Here is a 21788-nt window from a genome sequence, read left to right on the forward strand (position 1 = left end):
ACCCTATAATCTTAGTAGTATTTTTTGAGCCGCTAATTTATTGAAATCAACCTGCTTATAAACAACTTTTTCAAAGAACTCTTATTTCAACGACATTGATTCACTATTCACTATTCACTATTCACTATTCACTATTCACTATTCACTATTCACTATTCACTATTCACTATTCACTATTCACCATTCCCTATCTTTACCAGTCTCACAAACTTACCGTGTTTGCATTAATTAAAATACATTAAACGATGAAACGAATCTGGCTGGCCTTAATTCTGTGTAATATATGGGTGATGACCTGTGCTCAGACTGTATCAGAAAAAACAAATTCGGCGGTACAAAGTTTGTTGAAAGACGAACAGATGAAGCACGCTTTGATGGCGCTTTACATTGTTGAGACAAAAACAGGCCGGCCAGTATATGCACTGAATGAAGAAACTGGTGTTGCTCCGGCCAGCACGCAAAAAGTAATTACATCAACTGCTGCATTGTCATTGTTAAGCGAGAATTATCAGTATAGTACAGAGGTATTTTATGACGGAAATATCGAACAGGGCATTTTAAACGGCAGTTTGCATATAGTTGGTCACGGCGACCCGACACTTGGCAGTTGGAGATTTAAGGGAAGGAAGGAAAATGATTTTATTGACACGGTAATAGCAACCCTGAAAGCTAAAGGTGTTAAAAGCGTAAGTGGTGGGATATATTGCCACAACGGAGATTTTGAAACACAAACCCTGCCCGGTGGATGGATATGGGATGATATTGGTAATTATTACGGGGCAGGCATTGCCGCCCTTAACTGGCACGAAAACCAGTATGATCTTTATTTAAAGCCGGGAAAAAATGTTGGAGATTCAGTTGGTATTATAAAAACTCAACCGGCATTGTACAATGTTCATCTTACAAGCGAAGCAACAACAGGCTCGGCCGGCAGCGGTGATAATGGGTTTATTTATTTGCCTCCTTATGCCAACGAAGGTTTTGTGCGGGGCACCGTTCCGGCGGGTTCATCGACGTTTACTATTTCCGGCTCAATACCTGATCCTGCGATGTGTTTGGCTTTATTTGTTGCTGAACAATTGAGGAAAAACAATATTGAAGTAAGCGGCGCCGCCCAGGTAACGAAAAGCCAATCACCTGGTAGCAGCATCGGTCAAAAATTACTATCATATTATTCTCCTTCTTTAGATAGCATTGTCTATCACTTCCTGCAAAAAAGCATTAATCTGTACGGGGAAGCTTTGTTGAAAACAATGGCATACATAAAAGATGGAAAGGGCTCTACGGAAAAAGGTATTGAATTACTACAGCAATTCTGGAAGGAAAGGGGCATAGATAAAGATGCGCTGAATATTTTGGACGGCAGTGGGCTGTCTCCACAAAACCGCGTATCAGCAAAAGCGTTGGTTAGTGTGTTGCAATATGCAAAAGATCAGTCCTGGTTTAAAAGTTTTTATGCAGGACTGCCATTGTACAACAATATGAAGATGAAAAGTGGCTCTATAGGTGGTTCACGGGCTTTTACCGGATACCATACTTCCAAACAGGGCACACAATATACCTTTGCGATTGTGATCAATAACTACAGCGGAAGTTCATCTGCAATTGTTCAGAAAATGTATAAGGTGTTAAACCAGATTTTATAAGGTTACATAATCTTGTGGCTTTTAGTTAATAGCTGTCATTTTCAAATAACCATAAACTATTACGATCAGATCCATACCCGGGAGACCTCTCCGATCGTGCGAATGACAGTTGAATTAATAATGTTCTTTTCATTGCCGTTCCGCTTTAGCGAACGGAAAATGGAAATTATGGAATATGGCTTTAGCCATAAATACCAGCATTTGTGGCTAAAGCCATATTTAAGATATCAATTACTATCCGTCAGCTGAAGCAGACGGCAATGAATTGAATCAATAGAGCTCGGCAGATTAAATCTATGCCATTCCGTTTTTGATTGCTCTACCCAATCCCCGTCGATGTTACTATTCCCGCTGTAGAGGTCTCCCAAAATTGACGATGCATGCTTGACTAAACCGCATTGATTGCGTAATCAATAAAGAATTACTGAGATTTAATTTGTTGCAATTGTTCCTTCAAAAATTATCCCGTTATAAATATCATTCAGCGCTAGTGTTACCGGAATGGTCGAAAGCGCTAGCTCCTGTTCAGGCTCTGTCAGTTCTTCCATTTCCCAGGTTCCACCGATTCTTCGTCTGCTAACCTTCACATTCATGCTGTTACTGTCAACAAAAGCCATTTCTTGCAATGAAGGAATCTGCATGTAGATAAATTGTTTCCGGCCCAAATCGTAGTCTGCAGTTCCTTTAGATAATACTTCAATAATGATCTGTGGGTTGAGTAATGTATCAAAAGTTTTATCCAGCATTTGTTCTTTCTGGCAGAGAATTACAAGATCAGGGTAGAAGTAACTTTTTGCGTTTTTTACAGAAAGGCGAAGATCATTGGTGAGAACTTCGCAGGCTTTGTCTTTGAGTTTTACAAAAAGTTCACCTTGTAATTTACTCACCAATCTTACATGTCTTAGCCTTGCTCCAGCCATTGCATACACACCTTCATATGCCCGGTTCATGGGCAACAACTCTCCGTTGATATACTCATGCTTCTCCGTAGCGTTGCGTTCAAATTCAAGATATTCTTCGGGTGTCATAGACTGTTTGTAATAGGCGAGGGCCGGTTCTTTAATTTCCATTGTTAAGGGGTTTATGGGTTAATTGTTATATCAATGTTGCTTTCTTAAGACGTTGTAAAAACTGAGCTTGTCATATCTGCGTGCTTCGTAAATCCTACCTAATTATAAATAAGCTATTGCTGAAAATACGGCGCTAGCTTTTCATGCAGCTTCGGCGGCATATGCGTTTTTTTCCATGTTTTTGTCTCGAGGAAATACAATTTTACATTGCCGGATGTGAGCATTTTTCCACTTTCATTATATACTTCCTGGTGGAATTCAATCTTATGATCAACAGGCATTTCGCGGATCTGCGTTTTGATCGTAATAAGATCATCATATGTAGCAGGGCGCAAATATTTAATGCTTAACTCAATCACCGGCATCATCACGCCTTCATTTTCCATATCCTTATACGTATAACCCAGTTGTCGTATGCTTTCAACCCTTCCCACTTCAAAATACTGCGCATAATTACCATAATAAACGACGTTCATCTGGTCTGTCTCCGCATAACGCACGCGCACCTGGGTAATTGATTCGTACATATAGCTATTAATTCGTGTTGTAAAGATATTTTCTACCTGTTGATCATGCCGTCCACGCTAACTCTGCCCGGTCCGCAAAACAGCAACGTGATCATTGCGGTTAAATAAACCAGCGCCAGCTCAGAATCCATCAACGGCTTGCCTTTATCATGCCCAAATATGATCACCAGGAACATAATGATCAGCGGAATAACCATCATACGGGTAAATAATCCGAGTATGATGAACATACTGCAGAATATTTCTGCAAACAAAACAAGAATAAGAGAAAACCTCGATCCTATTCCCATAAAATTATAAAACTGGTATTGTAATGTAGCAAAGCTCATTAGCTTCGGAAGTCCATGTTTAAGTAATAAACAAAGGCCAAAAGTGAGCCTTACCAACAGCATGCTAAAATTGAAGGCTGCGCTGCTATAGTTGATGCTAAAGAATTTTCTCATCTTACAACATTTGTTTTTCTGCCGGATATAAATTTTTCAAAACTAAAGTAAACTTTTTACTTAAGCTAAGTGGTTGTAACACAACATTTTTATTCTGTCTCAGCCCTTTTCTGCCATTTGTGGATACAAACACATATATAGTTTAACTTTCAAACGTAACAAAAAACATTGCAAACATCTTGCACATTACGAATTGTGCAAAAGTAAGTCATCTTTAAACTTTATCCACATATAAACATGTAATGGCCTTGCTGCCTGCATCCTTGCTACCTTTAGCGCGTTTTTTGCGTTTTATTAAGAATGCCCTTGAAATATTTCATAATCTAATTCGTTCCGTCAGAGTATGATCCAAAGTGTAAAAAAAATCTGTATTGGAAGTGCTTTTGTTGTGTGCGGCTTAACAACGCAGGCGCAATTTACAAAGGCCAACGACGATCCTGATGCCAACTTCAAGCTTGCTAAAGAGTTTTATCAGAAAGATCAGTTTAGTCTTGCGTACCCGTTATTCAAAATGTTGAATGAAAAGGCTGACGCAAACAGCAGCATTCCTGTTACTATCCAGCTCGAATCAAAATATTATTCGCTCGTTTGTGGCTTGCAGCTTAATGACGTTACTGCGGAAGAAAAAGCAAAAGAATTTATTGCAATAGAGCATAATACGCCGCGGATTGAAATGCTGTGCTATCATCTTGCAGAGTACTATTATCGCAAGAAAAAGTTTGCCGAAGCGCTGGATTATTATGAAAAAACAACGCCGGAAAACCTCAGCAACCGTGAGATTGCCAGCATGAAATTTCATAAGGGCTATGCCTATTTTACCATGCAGCGTTTTAACGATGCGAAGCCATTGTTTAATGCAATAAGACAGATCCCTTCCGATCCTAATTATTATGATGCCAATTATTATTATGGTTTTATCTGCTTTAACGAGAAAAACTACAAAGAGGCATTGAGTGCGTTTAAGTTGGTTGATGGTCAGCCGTCTTACCAAAATATTGTTCCATATTACGTTGCAGAGATCCATTACTTTAATGGAGATAGAGATAAAGCCATTGAGTACGGTGAGAAAGCAATTGCAAAGGGCGGCCAGTTTTACGACCTGCGCTTAAGGCAGTTGGTTGGTCACGCTTACTTCGAGAAAAAAGAATTTGCAAAAGCGCTTCCTTATCTTGAAAAATATGTAAGCAGTACTGAAAAAGTAAGCCGTGAGGATTTATATGAATTGTCTTACTGCTACTATGATGCGCAGCAATGGAAAAAATCCATCGCCGGGTTTAAAGAATTAGGTGGCAAAGAAGATTCACTTTCACAGAACAGCATGTATTTGCTGGCTGATGCCTATTTAAAAACAAACCAGAAGGCCAGTGCAAGAAATGCATTTTTGTTTTGCGAATTAAATAGCAGCAATCTTATCCAGAAAGAAATCTCCAAATTCAATTACGGAAAGCTTTCTTACGAACTGGGTTACCAGGATGTTGCGTTGAATGAATTAAGAGAATTTGTTACTACTTATCCTAAAGCTGACAATGCTCCTGAAGCCAAAGAATTATTAGTGAGCTTACTGGCAAATACAAACAATTACAAAGACGCGCTGGAATTGTTCGAAAGCCTGAGTGTGCAAAGCGAAGCAGTTAAGCGCCTGTATCCGCGGATCTTATGCGGAAGGGCAGTTGAACTGATCAATGACCAGCAATTGGCCCAGGCTGATGCGTTGCTGGATAAAGTGCTTACGCTTGCTCCCTACAACCAGAACCAGTTGCCTTTTGTGAATTTCTGGAAAGGCGAGATTGCATACAGAACAAACAAGTATGATGCGGCTATTAACTACATGGAAACATATCTGAACGCATCTTCAAGTTTGGGCGAAGTTACACCTGTAAACGCCCGGTATGTTTTAGGCTACAGCAATCTTAAACAGGAAAATTATTATAAAGCGCTGCAATATTTTCAGCAAATAACTACTTCCGTTTCTGCATCTTCGGATAACATTTCCCAGGATGCTTATGTGCGCAGCGCTGATTGCTATTTCATGGATAAGAAGTTCCCGAAAGCTTTGCAGATGTATGAAACAGTGCTGAACAACAATTTGCCTGCAGCAGACTACGCGCTGTATCAAAAGGCGATTATTTCCGGCGCTTCAAATAAGTATGCTGAAAAAATCAGCCTGATGCAATCACTTGCGCAGCGTTATCCTCAATCCTCCCTGATCGCGGATGCGAATATGGAGATTGCGAATGCGTATATGGCAAATGAAGATTTCCAAAGTGCAATAAGTCCATTGAACAATTTGCTAAAAAATGGCAACGATGCGTATAAACCGCAGGCATATCTGAAGCTGGGCGTGGTGTATTACAATCTGAATAATAGCACTGAAGCACTAAATAATTTCAAAAAGCTGGTTTCTGCTTATCCTAATTCTGATGAAAGTGACGAGGCTGTTGACTATATAAGAGGCATTTTTGTTGACCAGCAAAAGCCATCTGAATATGTTGCATTCATGCGTCAGAATGGAAAGAACGTAAGCTATAGCGAAGAGGATTCGTTAAACTACGTTACGGCTAATATCGCTTACGAAAACAAAAGCTACGAAACTGCTTTAAGCGGATTGACCGGGTACCTGAAACAGTATCCTGATGGGCGTTATGTAATTGACGCAAGTTTCCAGGTTGCAGAGATCTATAATGGCAAAAAGAGCTTTGACAATGCAATAAAATATTATGATGCAGTTGCTGCCAAAGCGCCAAACAGATATGCTGAAGCGAGTGCTTTGCAGGCTGCCCGCATTAGTTATTTTGAGCTGAAGGATTATGAGCGTGCTGAAAAATATTTTACACAACTAAAAGGCCTTGCTGTTACTCCTGAAAATAAACAGGAAAGCATGAAGGGATTGTTACGTTGCCAGTATAAATTATCCAAATGGACAGAAGCTGTTCCTAATGCAGAAGAGTTGTTGAAAGAGAAAGGTACTGCGACAGATGATAGGATGATGGCTAATATGATTCTTGCCAAGAATTACCAGAACAACAACAATCTTGAAGATGCTTCTATTGCTTACAAGCAGGTGATTCAACTGGGTAAATCAGAATATGCGGCAGAAGCCAGGTATCGTGTTGCTGAAATTCTGTTCGCCCAGAATAAATTTCCTGAAGCTGAAAAGGCCGGTTTTGAAGTGATCAATAAGGCGGGTTCGTACGACTACTGGATCACAAAGGCCTATATACTTTTGGGTGATGTGTACTTTAAGCAAAAGGATTACTTCAATGCAGAAGCTACGCTGAAAAGTGTGGCAGAAAACGCAACTGATGCTTCTCTGAAGAAAGAAGCAACCAAATTGCTTGATGATGTAATTGCAGAAAAAAATCAGAACAGTAAGGTAGATCCATCCTGATCATTGAATTTAAAACATTACAATTATTGGGATGAATCAGGTTAAGGTTCATCTGCCAAAAAATAAAAGACAAGGCATGAAAAAGTTTATTATAATCCTACTTCTTATATCAACTTCTGCAACGTTGTTTGCGCAGAAACCCAGGAAAAAATCTTCGAAAGGCAAGGCTCAGACGCATACCCAGGCAAAGAAGAAAACTTCTTCCCAAACCAGCCAGAAACCGGCTGCCCAGCCTGACGTAAAGGAGGACAATTCGCCAAAGAATGTGGTAGTAACTTCCTCTTTTAAACCAACATTGAAAACCGTTTCTAAAATAAATTTTACCGCGGCATCGCCAACGCCTGATACCTCAAGAAAAGTGGCGCCATACGATATTCCTGCGCAAAACTTATTCTTTGCTTATCAGCCTACTCCGCTGAAGCCGTTGGCTGCACATATTGATTCGACAATTGTGTGGGAGAATAAGAACTATATAAAAGCTGGCTACGGCAACTACACAACACCTTACCTGGAAGCCGGCGTTTCGTTGGGTGACGGAACACAATCTGTTGTTAACATACATGCGAAGCACGTTTCATCTAAAGGGAGTCTGCCTTTTCAGGATGCCAGTAAAACATCCGCTGATGTAACGGGTATTTTTAGTTCGGCAAATAACCAGAACGAATGGACAGGTAAGCTGTTTTTTGATAACAATACACAGTATCAGTATGGATTTCAGCCGGACAGCTTAAAATTTCAGAAAGATGATCTGCGCCAGCGGTTTACGCTTTTCGGAGCAAAGATCGGGCTGCGTAATAAAACCGAAAATGCGTACGGTGTTAGCTATAATCCTAATATCTATGCCGATTTCTTCCAGGATAATCATGGTGCAAATGAACAGAATTTTGTGTTGAATGCACCAATCGAAAAATCCATAGGAAAAATTGTTTCTCTGAAACTTGGATTTACCGCAGACTATACCGGTTATAAAAGAGACACTGCAGCCAAAATAAACAATAACCTGTTTTTATTAACTCCCGCGGTGCATTTTAAAACACCCGGTGTTAACATCGTTGCCGGTTTTAATCCAACATGGGATAATACCATATTCCACTGGTTGCCAAACTTTACTGCCGACATTAAGATCAAAGGTGAAAAATTCATTTTGCAGGGGGGATGGATCGGGTACTTTAATAAGACCAACTACCGTACACTTGCGGAAACCAATCCATGGCTGGCTCAGCCTACTTTCCTGAATAATGTGCGCATCAATGAACAATATGCCGGGTTCAAGGGATCGGCAGGCAGTCATTTTACTTACAACGCAAGAGTATCAGCGCTTAAATTCAATAACCAGCCTTTGTTTGTGAACGATTCTATAACCGGTAAAGCGTTTGAGGTGGTTAATGAATCAGAAATGAAGGCTTTACGCGTACATGGAGAAATTGGATATACCGTAGAAGAGAAATTTTCTTTATTGGGTGGTTTAACAATGACTCAGTACAGTAACCTGAAAGACAATGAAAAAGCATGGGGCCTTTTGCCGCTTGAAATAAACGGTGCGCTGCGCTGGCATATAACAAAAGATCTTCAGTTTAAAAGTGATGTATATTTCTGGGACGGAGCCCGATATCGCAATGCGCAGATGGGCGCCGGAAAGCTTGATCCTGCATTTGATTTAAACGCTGGTGTGGAATTTGCTGTAATACCCAAATTGAACGTGTGGTTACAGTTCAATAACATTTTTAACAACAAATATGAGCGTTGGCATCAATATGAAGTATTAGGCTTCAATGTTCTTGCAGGCGTTGTATATTCGTTCGGGCAAAAATAATTTCCATGCGCAACGTTTTGTATAACTATTTGATCTTGAATAACAGATTGGCAATTCCGGGAGTCGGTGTTTTCACGGTGGAACAAGTTCCTGCCAGGCTTGATTTTGTAAATAAAACACTGCTTGCCCCCCTATCAGTTATCAGATTCAGCCTGGAAAATATTAATTCAGCCGACAGGCAGTTTTATCAGTTCCTGGCGCGAACGCTCAGGGTAGATGAAACAACTGCCATTCGCCGTTTCAACGATTTTGCTTTCGATCTGAAAAATGACCTTGCTACAATGGGTGAGGCGGAATTACCAGGAATAGGCAAACTGATCAAAGCCTTTTCGAACACCTACACTTTTCATGCTGAAAATGTGGATGAAGAATTTTTTCCGGAAATAAGCGTTGAACGCGTGATCCGCGAAAAAGCTTCTCACACCATCCTGGTTGGAGAAGCCGAAAAAACTTCTGATGAAATGCTGGAAATTCTTTCAGACCGTTCTGCGAATAACCGTTGGTGGATTTATGCAATCATTCTTGGCGTGCTGGGTATCGGACTCATTACTTATTACTACCTCACGCACAGCGTGAATGTTTAGTTCAAAATTAAACCTATTATAAAAAGCCGGGAACGAAGTTTTCCGGCTTTTTTCTATTATAATTGTCATGCGTGAATGAAGTTATCGTCACTCACTGTTTACATCTGCCTCCGTCTGTAAAACAATAAATACAGTTACACAGAGCTTCACGGAGAACACATAGTTACACAGAGAATTTCATCCAAACATCTCCCAAAGATGGCAATACTTGCTAACTAAGTGAAACACATTGTCAACTGTCAATTTTCAATTGTCAATTAGTGCCCCTAACGTAAGGGTGAATTTTTTTTCAAAAAAATAGTCTATTAAATTGGTGGACTATTTATTTTGTCCTAACATTGCATTGAAATTGATTTAGACATGCCAACTTCTTCTTTTATAATAATGCGATGTTGTTGCGCCTTCCGAATGTGCACTATCTAATGTGCAGGGGGTTTTTCTAATTCCCACAAACCCGTTTATACTTCTGTTTCATCAATTAACACTAAGAAATTATGTCAACTATTATAGCCGGCAGGCAAAAACTACATCCTGTTGATTACGTATCTGCAAGAACCCGTCATTTTGGATATTATCCCTTAATTAAAGGAAACACCATCCCTGGGTTTTATTTACATGCTGAAGATGGTATCGCAAGACACCTGGCTTCAGGTTCACTGGCAAATGAATTGATTATTTCTGTCCAGGATTTCCTGGATTGCCAGCAACCACTGGTGCTTGTTTTTTACAATGCGCAACTGGGAAAAATTCCTGATATCAAAGCCCTGGAAAGTTTGCAGGCAGATGTACAGGTAATGGGGGGAAAGCTTGTAGTATTGACCAATACACCAGCACGTTATTTCAAAAAAGCAATCAGGCATAAAAATTCTCTTACTATTTTCTACGACCGTGATAACGCAATTGCAGAGCAGTTTGGTTTGTATGATGCGTTTAATCCGCTATGGCAATGGGTTTCCGGCGTAGAACACGACGATCTTGCTTTGCCTGCATATTATGTGGTTACACCAGACAGGCAAATAGCTTACCATCATATTGACTACAATCTCACTTCTTTTAAGGAAGGGATTTCGGGTCAGCCTTTTATAAGTGATCTGCTTACAGAAGTATATCGTTCAAGTCAGCAATTCAATTATCAGCCTGTACAGTACAGGTCTGTATCATAAAAGTGCGGCATTGCCGGTTGGCCATAGGAGCGTTTGATTCGCCGGCAATGCTTGTTCATCTGGTATTTGTTTTCAGCAGAATACAATTTTCATTGTCAGCCAGAAATCGAATGGCTGACATTAGCTTCAACATATTTCCAACAGCACAATAATTTCTAATGCACATGCAATTGGATAGTATGCTATTTCCCTATTATATAGTTGCTTCTTCGTTTTTTCGTGTTAATAAGTTTACCCTTAACATTCTTGCATTTGCAGTGCCTTTGTTTATTGGCCTTATGCTGATTGAATTTTTAGTCGCCACACATAAAAAGCTGGCTTATTTCAACCTGCACAATACAATTGCCAACGTTAGTGTTGGTATTGCCGAAAGGCTTTGTGATATATTGGTGACTGCGGGCTTTTTTTTTGTGTATGATTATGTTCAGAAGCATTATGGCCTGTTGAACATAAAACCGGGACTGTTACTTTGGATCTTGTTGCTTTTGTGTACTGATTTTCTCTGGTATTGGTATCACCGTTTGGCGCACGAAATAAATGTATTGTGGGCCGTGCATGTTGTTCATCATCAAAGTGAAGATTTTAATTACAGTGTCTCTGCGCGAATCACGGTTTTCCAGGCATTTGTCCGTACCGGGTTCTGGATCATTCTTCCATTGATTGGCTTTCCTGCCTCAATGATCACCACCATGTTGTTGATTCACGGCATTTATCCATTTTTTATTCATACGAGGTTAATCGGTAAACTTGGTATACTTGAGTATATCCTGGTAACTCCGTCGCATCACCGCGTGCACCATGCGAGTAATGATAAATACCTTGATAAGAACTACGGCGACGTATTTATCATATGGGACAAATTGTTCGGAACATTTCAGAAGGAGGAAGAAGAGCCCGTTTATGGATTAACCAAACCGTTGAATACTTACAGCTTTTTATGGCAGCATTTTCATTTTTATATTGAGCTATGGTTGGGAATGAAGGCGCAAAAAGGTTTTGTAAACAAAATGAAAGTGCTGTTTGGCCGCCCCGAACATTTCGACGCTTCACTAAGAGAGGAAGCGGAAGCAATCTTCCACATAAAGCAGAATACGGAACAAATCACCAGGCCACTCAATCGTTATGTAATATGGCAAATGATCATATTACTGACGAGTCTTTTTGTTTTCATTCTTTTTGAACAATATTTTCCAATCTCTCTTAAAATATTCTTTACCATTTCAGTTGTGCTAACCCTTATCAATTGCGGCGCCATTATGGAACAAAAGCATTGGATCTTTCACGTGGAATTACTAAGATTTACTGCATTGCTCCTCATTCCGCTTTTTTACAATCACTATTACATCGATCTCGTTGCTATGGTGTTATTAACTGCGGTTGTAGTCATTCTTCCCTTAAAATATTACAGCTCGCTGGAGAGCAGGTATTTGCAGATTGTTTATAAGACCGTAAGACCGTAAGACCAAAAAAAGACGTGTAAGATTGTAAGACAGTAAGATCGTAAGATAAGCGGAGTGCAAAAAAAAGAAAACCGCAGATCAATAGGTAGGGTAACCCAATGATCTGCGGTTTTGTTTTTGTGTAAAGTATCAGAACCGAAATAGTAATCACTGTCTCATTCTCAACAGCCCCTCTTACGTGTCTTACTGTCTTACTGTCTTACGGTCTTGATAGCGTCTTAATTGAAGACTTTCTTCAATAAATCTGTCGTCCTCGCTGCAGGATCTTTTCTGATGAGCTTTTCCTGGTCGCCGATTTCGTGGAAGATGCCGTCCATGGCTTTAGATGTAACGTAGGCGGATAGATCCGGATTTAATTTTTCGCCGCCGAAAAAGTTGACTTTGTTGTAAGCATTTACCACATCGGTCCAGTATTTAGTTGCGTCAACCTTACTTAAGGAATTTTCTATAACAGGTTTAAATGCCGCAGTAAGCGGATCTGTTGTTTTTGTTTTAAGATAATGTGTCGCGGAAGTATCACCACCTTTAAGAATACCCCAGGCATCCTGAATGGTCATTTGTTTAACCGCATTCAGGAAAATTGGTGCAGCACTCTTGGTTGCATCTTCTGCTGCACGGTTCATGGACAGGATTGCGTCGTCCACCAGTTTGCCCATCCCAACGCTCCTCAACGTTTTTTCCACTTTTTGTGCTTCAGGAGGTAGCAGAACCTTTATCGCTGCATTTTTAAAAAAGCCATCTGCGGCAGAAAGTTTGTTTGTGCCTGTTTCAATTCCTTTATTCAAGGCTTCTTTTAGACCATCGGATACATCCAGTGTGCTTAAAGAATCCTTACCGGAACCGGTTACTTTTCCCAAAATGGAACCAAGGGAGTTAGAAGAGCTTTTGTTAGTGTCAGAAGATGTTTTAAACAGATCTTTTAATTTTTGCGCCTGAACATTGCTTACAGCCAGGGCTAATAGTAGTACATAGAAAAAATTTCGCATAGAAATAAAATAAAAGCCAAATATAATCAGACAGTTAGCAAACAACTCGTTAATACTGCTGTTGGCAGCAATGCGAGAAAGTCATTTAAGCTTAACGGGCTGTTTTTGTCGCCGAAATGCTCGACCCGTACATTTTTTCATTCGTTAATCATGCTTATCTTTCCGCATGCAAATTTCTATTTGGGAAAAGGAAAGCTTTTTTGCAAACCGCGATATCCTCATTATTGGAGCCGGCCTGGTTGGTTTATGGACGGCTTATGAGATCAAAAAGAGAAATCCATCAATCAATATCCTCATTATTGAAAAAGGAATTGTGCCAACAGGGGCATCCACCCGCAATGCAGGATTTGCCTGCTTTGGCAGTCCGACTGAATTGCTGCATGACTTTGATACCCAGGGCAAGGACGACACTTTGAAAGTTGTTGAAATGCGGTTCAAAGGCATTGAAAAAATCAAACGTCTTTTTGTTCGCGGCGTTATCGACTATGATAATTGTGGTGGCTTTGAATGCCTGGACAATCAAAAAAATGATATTAGCGCCATTAAGAGCAGGCTGCCGGAGCTGAACCTGTTATTAAAAGATGTTACCGGTGCATCAGAAACATATACCTGGGCCGATGAAAAGCTTGATACATTTGGTCTTGCCGGGTTTGATGCCCTCATCGAAAATGGTTTTGAAAGCAGTTTACACAGCGGTAAGTTATTGATGGCATTTGTAAAGTTTGTGCAAAGCATGGGCGTGGATATTTTGCCGGGGGTAGAAGTTGCTGGCTGGACGGAAGTTTCAAAAGGCGTTGAGCTGGAAGCCTCTTATCAGATCAACAACCAAAAAGAGAAGCTTAAATTTTTTGGGCGTAACCTTATCGTATGTTGTAATGCCTTTACAAATAGCCTTTTGCCGGAACTGAAAGTGTCGCCGGAACGCGGACAGGTTATAGTTACCAGTCCAATTCCACATCTTCCGTTACACGGAACATTCCATTATGATGAAGGCTTTTATTATTTCAGAAATATTGGAAACCGCATATTGCTTGGGGGTGCCAGGAACTCTGCTTTTGAGGAAGAACACACGGATCGTTTAACCGAAACTCCCGGTATCCAGAAAAAACTGGAAGATTTTCTGCGGGATCATATCGCCGGCGATTACGAGTATACAATCGATTTCAGATGGAGCGGAATAATGGGCTTTACCCAAAACAAGCAGCCTGTAATTCACCATGTGAGCGATAGGGTACATGCTGTTGTTTCCTGCAATGGTATGGGGGTTGCTTTGTCTCCTGTTGTTGCCGAGAAAGTTGCAGAATCGCTTTTTAAGTAGCGTTGATCGCGCAAAATATATAGTGACCGTTAACATTTACACTTTCTTTTTCCGTATACATTTGTCCGGTGTTTTGGACAAAATTTGTCCGGAGTAAAAATAAATGGATGAAAAACTTAATCAGGTGCATTTTAGTTTCGGGAGTCATTGGTTTGGCCGCTTGCGGTAATGGCACGGAAAGTTCAGATACATCAAAAGACAGTGGAAGCGCTGCTACAAACCCTGTCTCATACGTTCCTCCTGCAATACAATATAATGTTATTAAAGTGTATCCGCATGATACATCTTCTTATACACAGGGGTTGATTTGGTATAATAATACGTTGTATGAAGGAACCGGCCTAAAGGAAAAAAGCAAGTTGCTGAAAGTAGATCTTAACACAGGAAAACAGAATCAGCAGGTAAAACTGGATAATGAATATTTTGGAGAAGGGATCACTATTTTAAATAATAAAATATACCAGCTAACCTGGCAGGAACATAAAGTGTTTGTGTACGATTTGAATACTTTTAAAAAAGTACAGGAGTTTGAATGGCCATATGACGGTTGGGGATTGACGAACAATGGCAAAGAGCTGATAATAAGTACAGGAGGCAATAATTTATATTTTGTAGATCCTGCTACGTTTAAAATACTAAAAACAGTTGGTGTTTCTAATAATTATGGGCCTGTTTCCGACATAAACGAGCTGGAATATGTGAACGGGTTTGTATATGCCAACATTTATGAGACTGACAATATTATAAAAATCAATCCGGAGACGGGTGCTGTGGTTGGGAAATTAGACCTCACTGACATATTAAGCAAAAACGGAGTGGTTTACAATCGTGAGCAGATTGGTCCTAATACAGGCAATGTATTAAACGGAATTGCTTTCGACAGCGCGAAGAACAGTTTTTATGTTACCGGTAAATGCTGGCCGGCATTGTTTGAGATAAAGCTTAACTAAGCTTAAAGCCTAAAGCGCAAAGCTTAAAACCGGCTGTTTATAGTTCAAAGCTGATGATTGTATACGAAAGTCGCAATCGTCAGCTTTTTTATTTTAGCTTAAAGCCCAAAGCGTAACCCCTAAAGCGTAAAGCCTAAAACTGCTGTTGAAAATATAAAGCTGATGACTGTTAGTGAAAGATACGACCATCAGCTTTTTTTATAGCCTAAAGCTCAGTACTTAAAATCGAGTTGAACGAATGAACTTTTTAATATTAACTATTAAGGAAGAAGCATCTGAACAATTAGGTTGTAACAAGTACGGCATCGAATCCAAAATTGAACAGTAGTTCTAAGCTTTAGGCTTTGGGCTTTGAGCTTTCTTAATAACATATATCACCGAACTGCATTTCTTCGCGTCAACCCATGCTTTCCTGTTGGATGCAAGTGCGGTAGAAACAGCGCCAACCATGTTGCTTTTCCCGTTTTTATACTGCTCGCTTAACATGCTCACATAGAAACTGTCGAACCACATGGGTATATAATTGGTGACAGTAAAACCGTGTGATTGCATCAGGCGCTGCATACAATCCGGCGAAAAATGGTACAAATGCCTGGGTACATCATAAGCTGCCCAGTATTGCCCGTATTTTTCCGCATCGTAGCTGGTATAATTGGGTACAGCTATTATTAATGTCCCGTTGGACTCTAAGATTCTGTGAAAGGTGTCAATGTAGCCGTGAAGATCATGAACATGTTCCAATACATGCCACATCGTGATCACATTAAAAGAATTCTCTGGTAAATTATATAGCGTGTCAGGTGTTTGAAGTTGCAAGCCATAATTTTTTAACGCATTCTCGCGCGCAACGTCGTCCGGTTCCAGCGCAGTTACCTGCCAGCCGTCCAATTTCATTGTATTGGCAAAAGCGCCGGTGCCTGCGCCGATATCCAAAAGCGCTCCTTTTGAATTGTTATTGACCTGGTTAAGCAGCTTTTTTTTAGACTGAAGCGTGTAATTTCGCACTATATGGTACAACCTGTTAATGAACCCTTTTTTCACATCCGAATGAGAGATGTAATCATTACTTTTATAGTATGCCCCAATGTCTTCCTGGCCAGGTATATGCTGTGTAAACCTGCCGGAACAGTTGTTGCAATGCCAGATATCAAAGTCTTTTTGGCTAACAGTATTATCTTTAGCAGTTAAAACTTTTATTATATTGTCGCTTTTACAAAAAGGACACGCCGTATATGTGATAATTTCACTCATCGGTGGCAAAGAAAGCAAAGTTTCAGTTAAAAAAAGACTGGCTTTCGGTATCAATTTTTAAACGAACGCATCTTTAGTTAATTTAACCCGGTTAAATGATGAGCAAGGCAAACGGAAATATCAATAGAGGACTTAAGAAGGTTGGATTTTTTCTGCCTTTTACGTGGTATGGTTTCCTGTTTATGGCCGCAGTTTATATCTGTTACCGCTGGCTTGGCACACAACAGCAACAACCGGATTCCTCTTTTGGGGACATTTTTGCACTTTTAATAAAGGTTGCTACCTGGTTTATTGTGGCGGTTCTAACGCTAGCGTTCCTTTCCGTTTTGTTATCCTACCTGTTCTTCCTGTTCAAAAAGAAAAAGCAGCAGGCGGAATTTTCTATTGAAACCGTAGCTGGTAAAACTTCGGGCAGAAGAAGATTGCAAATGCTTCGCATGGTTCTTGAGCCTGTATTAAAGCCGCTGCTCGGCTTTGTAAAATTGAGAATACAGTACGACGAAGAGCATTTTTCAGATAAGTTCTCCCTGGTTGAAAAAGCGTTCAATAAGCTCATCAATACAAGACTGGAGGGCACATACAATTGGCCACTTCCGGAAATAAAGGAATACAAGCTGAAAAATGTAATTATCTACTTTGAAGACTTTTTTCAATTCTTTTCACTGGCGGTTCAACTTCCGGCCAACAGCCGCTTTTATACCCAGCCATTTGAAAAGACTAAAGATATATTTGATGCATCTCCCCGTAAAACAGAGGAGACTAATACCAGAATTGAAGAGATCAAACGAATAGAAGGCGAATATCTTAATTACAAGAATTTTGAGGATAACGATGACGTAAGGCGCATTGTTTGGAAGATCTATGCAAAAAATAAAGAACTGGTAGTTCGTATTCCGGAAATTCTTGATCCTTATGCTTCGCATATGTATCTCTATGCATCCTTCTTCAGCAATTATGATATTGAAGGAAATGATGTAGTTAATATTCCTTTTTTAAACTATTACAAAACAGTATTGTGGAGCGTTTACCAGCAACTTGTTAAGAAAGGATTCGATGTAAAATATATACCGGACCAGGTTTTACCGTTGCATTATTCCACAGATGAGCAGCAAAATGTGCGGTATAATATTAGCACCAGCCGCTGGCAGACAGATAAGGACCTGCTTTCTTTTGTAAAAACGAACGAGGCAGCCATGGTTGTTGTATCATCTCTCAGTAACGCAGAAGAAGTGGCGCAGTTGGCTGAAAGTTATGGAGATGAAATAGTGATCGTCTTCGTAAGATTAAGCAATGGCCTGCGTAAACAATATGTTACGGACTGGTTACAATGGGTATTTATTCAGCAGGAAAAAAATGATCTTGCTGTTTACAGAACACGCTGGAGTGTTTCAACCCTGAAATCAAAAATGCTGAAGAACGAGAAAAAAATAAAGGCTATTCTCGAAAAATATAATAAGCCGGTAACTGTATAGGCATAATGCCTGCGCGGATCAGGTTTGTTAACGATGTAACCAAGGATATTGAATATGAAGGCAATTAAGAAATATAGCTGGAAGAAAGTATTTGCTCAATTATTGTTGCTGGGCCTGCCAACGGTAGCGCTTGCGGTGTATATGCTGTGGGACGTTAACCAGTTCTACAATATTCTTCGCAACGATTATATTAAACAAAGCATCTTTTTTGCTTCTGGCCTGGGCGCAGCCACCGTTTTTTACGGATACCGCTTTCGCTTTTTGCCAACGGCAGTTATTCTGTTTGCCGGTTTGTACTTTGCCTATCAGTATATTAACCGGACTGCTTTTGGTGAATTTGATACCTTCTTTATTACCATTCAATTCTTCATCTTCTGTATACTTTTCTCCATTGGATGGCTTGCCGGTTATGGATTTTCACGAAGCCGGTACTTTACTGTTTTCTGGGCAGTGTTTCTTTTATCGGCCCAGATTGTTATAGTCAGTAAGATAACAGATATCAAAGCCACCACACTTATTAATGCATTCATTCCTATCATGGCTTATGCGGTGTACATTATTTACACGGCTGAGCTGATCAGGAATATGAATGATGATGATAAGTTTTTCGGCTGGTTCCTCGTTAAAAGAATGCTTGGTTTTGCGGTTGTGCTGGCGCTAATGTTGCTTGGTGTGGTAAACATATTCCAACGCGATTTTGCCGGTATTGAAAAAGAATGGGGGAATGCAAAAGGCAACTACGACAAGAACAAGAGCAATAGTGAGAACATGACCAAGGAGAATAAGGATGGCACTATTGGCAATAAAGATCAAACCAAATTAACCGGAAATCTTAACAAGGGAAAGCGGCTTGTTTTTGTGGCGAGGCTGGATAATTTTTTCCGCGATGGAAAAACACCCAATCCATTATATTTTACAGCATACTATTATACAAGGTTTGATACGCTGACGCAGACTTTTGAAATAGATCCGCAAATGCCTGAAAACGACCTGTTCAGGCCCAATCCGTCAAAAATACCGTTATACTTTGCAAAGACAGATTCAACAGTCATCAAGAATACACGGGCAACAAAGAGCAGGAAAGTGGTTACGACAGATGTGTACAAGGTATTGTTGTCGCCGGATGAATACATCGCGCCGGCAACGGCATTTTTCTGCCAGCCGCTCCCGGTTCCTAATGAATATAAAGATCAGTTCAAGAGCGCATACAGAGCTAAAATGTGGGTGAGTGATCTGAACAGTGCATACTTTATTTATAATCCTGCAGGCAATCAAATGCTGGAAGAATTTCAGCAGCAACGTTTTGATGTGTTACGCAGCATAAAAACGCAGGACTATACGCCGTTGGATAAAAAGTTCATGCAGTACTACACTTACATGCCGAATGATGAAGAGTATGCAAAGATCAGGTCGCTGGCCGCGGAAATAACAAAAGATGCAAAGACTCCGGTTGATAAGATGATTGCTATTCGCAATTACTTTTTAGGTAAAGATGAATTCGGCCAACCACTTTTTAAATATTCGGATAATCCGGGTATTCCGGGCTTGCCGAGTGCCAATAAATTGACCTATTTCTTATTAGAAAACAGGAAAGGATACTGTGCATATTTTGCCGGAGCAACCTTGTTCCTGCTTCGCTCATTGGGTATTCCTTCACGTGTGGCTGCCGGTTTTTTAACTGTTGACAGAAGCAGTAAAAATCCGGGTTGGTATTGGTTCTACGAAGATCAGGCGCACGCATGGGTACAGGTGTATTTTCCCGGTTATGGTTGGGTAGATTTTGATACCACTGTTCCGGATGCAAATACACAGCAATCGCCTCAGCCGGATGGTACGCCGCCGCTCAATATGCAGCAGGCTTATCTTGTTGCTGACGGAAATGTGGTAAGTGTAGATACTGTTACCAAAAAAGTGGTGATGGATGTAAACCAGTTGTTGTATCATGACGAAAGCTATGCCGTTAAAAATCCTGAGCGTGTTGAGTTTGATGCCTCCGTTGCAACTGTATCAAGAGATACAGGCACTGTGCGTCTTTCTGCGTTAACGAAGGATATGCATATTACCGCGGCATCGTTTGCTGAAGCATTAAAAGAATTGAAACCGGGATCGAATGATAGTATGCGATCCATTCTCAAAAAAGTGCCGAATCCGGTTCCTGTCGATGAGATAAAGATCATAGATCCTGAAGCTGAAGCAAAACAGAAAAAGAAAGAACAGGCTATTCAAACACAGCCGGTGGACTGGATGAATGTTTTGTGGTTAACATTGATCGTTATTGGAGGTTTGGCTTTACTGGTAATTATAACTCCATACTTAATCTGGCAGTATTTATATGCAAAAGCTAAAGGTGCAAAAGATCCTTCTGCAAAAGCGTATAGTAGCTATCGTGCGGCGCTGTATTATACCAACCAGCTGGGGTACAGCAGAACCAATCAATCGCCTGAACAATTTGCAAGGCATATTGATCAGTCTTTCGGTACAGGCTTTGTGCCATTCAGCAGGATCTATCAGAAATTGAAATACAGTGGCATGCCGTTAACGGCAACTGAGCAGGAAACCGTGAACAGTTTCATTGTTCCGTTTGTAAAAAATGTGAGAGAGAAAATTCCGTTTAAAACAAGATTTAGCAGGTTCGTGAACATTTATAACACAATACAATACTTTCAGCAACCCAAAATAGGTTAAGCATGGAGCAAATCATACAAATAGATGAAGCGTTGGCCAATATTGATAAATTGGTGAACAATATTGAAAGAGTAATTCGTGGCAAGCACAGACAAATTCAGTTTGTACTTACTGCGCTGCTGGCAAAGGGGCATGTACTTATGGAGGACAATCCCGGTACCGGCAAAACCGTGATGGCAAAAACGCTTGCACAAAGTATTGCGAGCCGCCACAGTGAGCATGGCGTTAACTTCAAACGTATTCAGTTTACGCCTGACTTGTTGCCGATGGATCTCCTCGGTTCTCATATTTACGACGAAGATCAAAAGGAGTTTATCTTCAAAAAAGGTCCTTTGTTCTGTAATGTATTGCTGGCGGATGAGATCAACCGTGCTTCTCCCAAAGTGCAATCAGCATTGCTGGAGTGTATGGCTGAAAACCAGATCACCATCGGTGAAACGACTTTTCCTCTGGAAAAATTATTCTTTACGATAGCCACGCAGAACCCGGTTGAGATGGAAGGAACCTATCCATTGCCTGCCGCACAGCTCGATCGTTTTTACATCAAGCTGACGTTTGGCTATGTGGATGAGGATACCGAGCTGGACATCTACAAAGATTATTTAGGCATACAAAACAATCTGCAACATATTGAGCAGGTGTTAAGCATGGAAGAGATCCTGTTCCTGCAGGAAGAAGCTTCAAAAGTGTATGTTCATGATGAAATAATTGCAACAGCCCGCAATATTGTGTGGGATACAAGAAGACACCCGGATATTACTTTAGGTGCTTCTACGCGTAGTGGTATTACCTTGCTGAAATGCTTAAAAGCTTATGCACTGGTAAAGGGACGCACATTTGTAACAGAAGATGATCTGCAACAATTGGTTGGACCAGTTTTGGATCATCGCCTTATTTACAGAAACAGAGACGCAAAACATAAGGCCCTTCCTTCAATCCTTGACAAGGAACTGAGCCGGCTGAGTAAGTTGAAGTTGCAAGCGACGGTTTAATTATCAATTGAAAATTGATAATTGACAATTGAAAATGGGA

At 40.4% G+C, this 21788-nt stretch carries 16 protein-coding genes; 11 read left to right on the plus strand and 5 right to left on the minus strand.

Annotated features, from left to right (window positions below; genetic code table 11):
* The first annotated feature begins 245 nt into the window (after positions 1-245).
* Positions 246-1646, plus strand: coding sequence for a D-alanyl-D-alanine carboxypeptidase/D-alanyl-D-alanine endopeptidase (gene dacB, locus QTN47_RS23650; RefSeq protein WP_369331919.1), 1401 nt, complete (start codon positions 246-248; stop codon positions 1644-1646).
* Positions 1647-2077: 431 nt separating this feature from the next.
* Here dacB and QTN47_RS23655 read toward each other — a convergent pair whose 3' ends face one another.
* The 3 genes from QTN47_RS23655 to QTN47_RS23665 form a co-directional block, all read right to left on the minus strand.
* Entirely contained in the window at positions 2078-2716 is a 639-nt protein-coding gene (locus tag QTN47_RS23655; protein WP_369331920.1) for a Uma2 family endonuclease, read from the minus strand.
* 113 nt (positions 2717-2829) lie between these two features.
* Complete coding sequence (locus QTN47_RS23660; protein WP_369331921.1) at positions 2830-3243, minus strand: acyl-CoA thioesterase; 414 nt, start codon at positions 3241-3243, stop codon at positions 2830-2832.
* A gap of 32 nt (positions 3244-3275) precedes the next feature.
* Positions 3276-3686: a DoxX family protein gene (locus QTN47_RS23665; RefSeq protein WP_369331922.1), complete on the minus strand. Its 411-nt coding sequence runs from the start codon at positions 3684-3686 to the stop codon at positions 3276-3278.
* Between the two features lie 343 nt (positions 3687-4029).
* Here QTN47_RS23665 and QTN47_RS23670 point away from each other — a divergent pair, with 343 nt between their 5' ends.
* The 5 genes from QTN47_RS23670 to QTN47_RS23690 all read left to right on the plus strand — a co-directional run bounded on the left by QTN47_RS23670 (position 4030) and on the right by QTN47_RS23690 (position 12094).
* The gene (locus QTN47_RS23670) at positions 4030-7074 is read left to right on the plus strand and encodes a tetratricopeptide repeat protein (RefSeq protein WP_369331923.1); all 3045 of its coding nucleotides are present in this window, start codon (positions 4030-4032) and stop codon (positions 7072-7074) included.
* Positions 7075-7150: 76 nt separating this feature from the next.
* Complete coding sequence (locus tag QTN47_RS23675; RefSeq protein ID WP_369331924.1) at positions 7151-8887, plus strand: TonB-dependent receptor; 1737 nt, start codon at positions 7151-7153, stop codon at positions 8885-8887.
* Between the two features lie 5 nt (positions 8888-8892).
* The gene (locus QTN47_RS23680; protein WP_369331925.1) at positions 8893-9471 is read left to right on the plus strand and encodes a hypothetical protein; all 579 of its coding nucleotides are present in this window, start codon (positions 8893-8895) and stop codon (positions 9469-9471) included.
* Positions 9472-9965: 494 nt separating this feature from the next.
* Positions 9966-10634 (plus strand): redoxin domain-containing protein, encoded by a 669-nt coding sequence (locus QTN47_RS23685; RefSeq protein WP_369331926.1) that lies wholly within the window; start codon positions 9966-9968, stop codon positions 10632-10634.
* Positions 10635-10792: 158 nt separating this feature from the next.
* Complete coding sequence (locus QTN47_RS23690) at positions 10793-12094, plus strand: sterol desaturase family protein (protein ID WP_369331927.1); 1302 nt, start codon at positions 10793-10795, stop codon at positions 12092-12094.
* Between the two features lie 218 nt (positions 12095-12312).
* On the opposite strand, the gene QTN47_RS23695 is transcribed toward QTN47_RS23690, so the two are convergent.
* On the minus strand, positions 12313-13080 hold the full coding sequence (locus tag QTN47_RS23695) for a DUF4197 domain-containing protein (RefSeq protein WP_369331928.1): 768 nt from the start codon (positions 13078-13080) through the stop codon (positions 12313-12315).
* 166 nt (positions 13081-13246) lie between these two features.
* Between QTN47_RS23695 and QTN47_RS23700 the strand changes: the two genes are divergently transcribed.
* Entirely contained in the window at positions 13247-14398 is a 1152-nt protein-coding gene (locus QTN47_RS23700) for an NAD(P)/FAD-dependent oxidoreductase (protein ID WP_369331929.1), read from the plus strand.
* A gap of 107 nt (positions 14399-14505) precedes the next feature.
* Positions 14506-15348, plus strand: coding sequence for a glutaminyl-peptide cyclotransferase (locus tag QTN47_RS23705; RefSeq protein WP_369331930.1), 843 nt, complete (start codon positions 14506-14508; stop codon positions 15346-15348).
* 330 nt (positions 15349-15678) lie between these two features.
* On the opposite strand, the gene QTN47_RS23710 is transcribed toward QTN47_RS23705, so the two are convergent.
* The gene (locus QTN47_RS23710; RefSeq protein ID WP_369331931.1) at positions 15679-16599 is read right to left on the minus strand and encodes a class I SAM-dependent methyltransferase; all 921 of its coding nucleotides are present in this window, start codon (positions 16597-16599) and stop codon (positions 15679-15681) included.
* Between the two features lie 95 nt (positions 16600-16694).
* Here QTN47_RS23710 and QTN47_RS23715 point away from each other — a divergent pair, with 95 nt between their 5' ends.
* From QTN47_RS23715 to QTN47_RS23725, 3 genes are read left to right on the plus strand one after another with little or no spacing between them, the layout of a single operon-like run.
* Positions 16695-18071 (plus strand): DUF58 domain-containing protein, encoded by a 1377-nt coding sequence (locus QTN47_RS23715; protein WP_369331932.1) that lies wholly within the window; start codon positions 16695-16697, stop codon positions 18069-18071.
* 54 nt (positions 18072-18125) lie between these two features.
* Complete coding sequence (locus QTN47_RS23720; protein WP_369331933.1) at positions 18126-20756, plus strand: transglutaminase-like domain-containing protein; 2631 nt, start codon at positions 18126-18128, stop codon at positions 20754-20756.
* Positions 20757-20758: 2 nt separating this feature from the next.
* Positions 20759-21748, plus strand: coding sequence for an AAA family ATPase (locus QTN47_RS23725; protein ID WP_369331934.1), 990 nt, complete (start codon positions 20759-20761; stop codon positions 21746-21748).
* Positions 21749-21788: the final 40 nt, after the last annotated feature.

Origin of the sequence: Danxiaibacter flavus (assembly GCF_041060425.1) — a bacterium.
In the GTDB taxonomy this organism is placed as follows: domain Bacteria; phylum Bacteroidota; class Bacteroidia; order Chitinophagales; family Chitinophagaceae; genus Danxiaibacter; species Danxiaibacter flavus.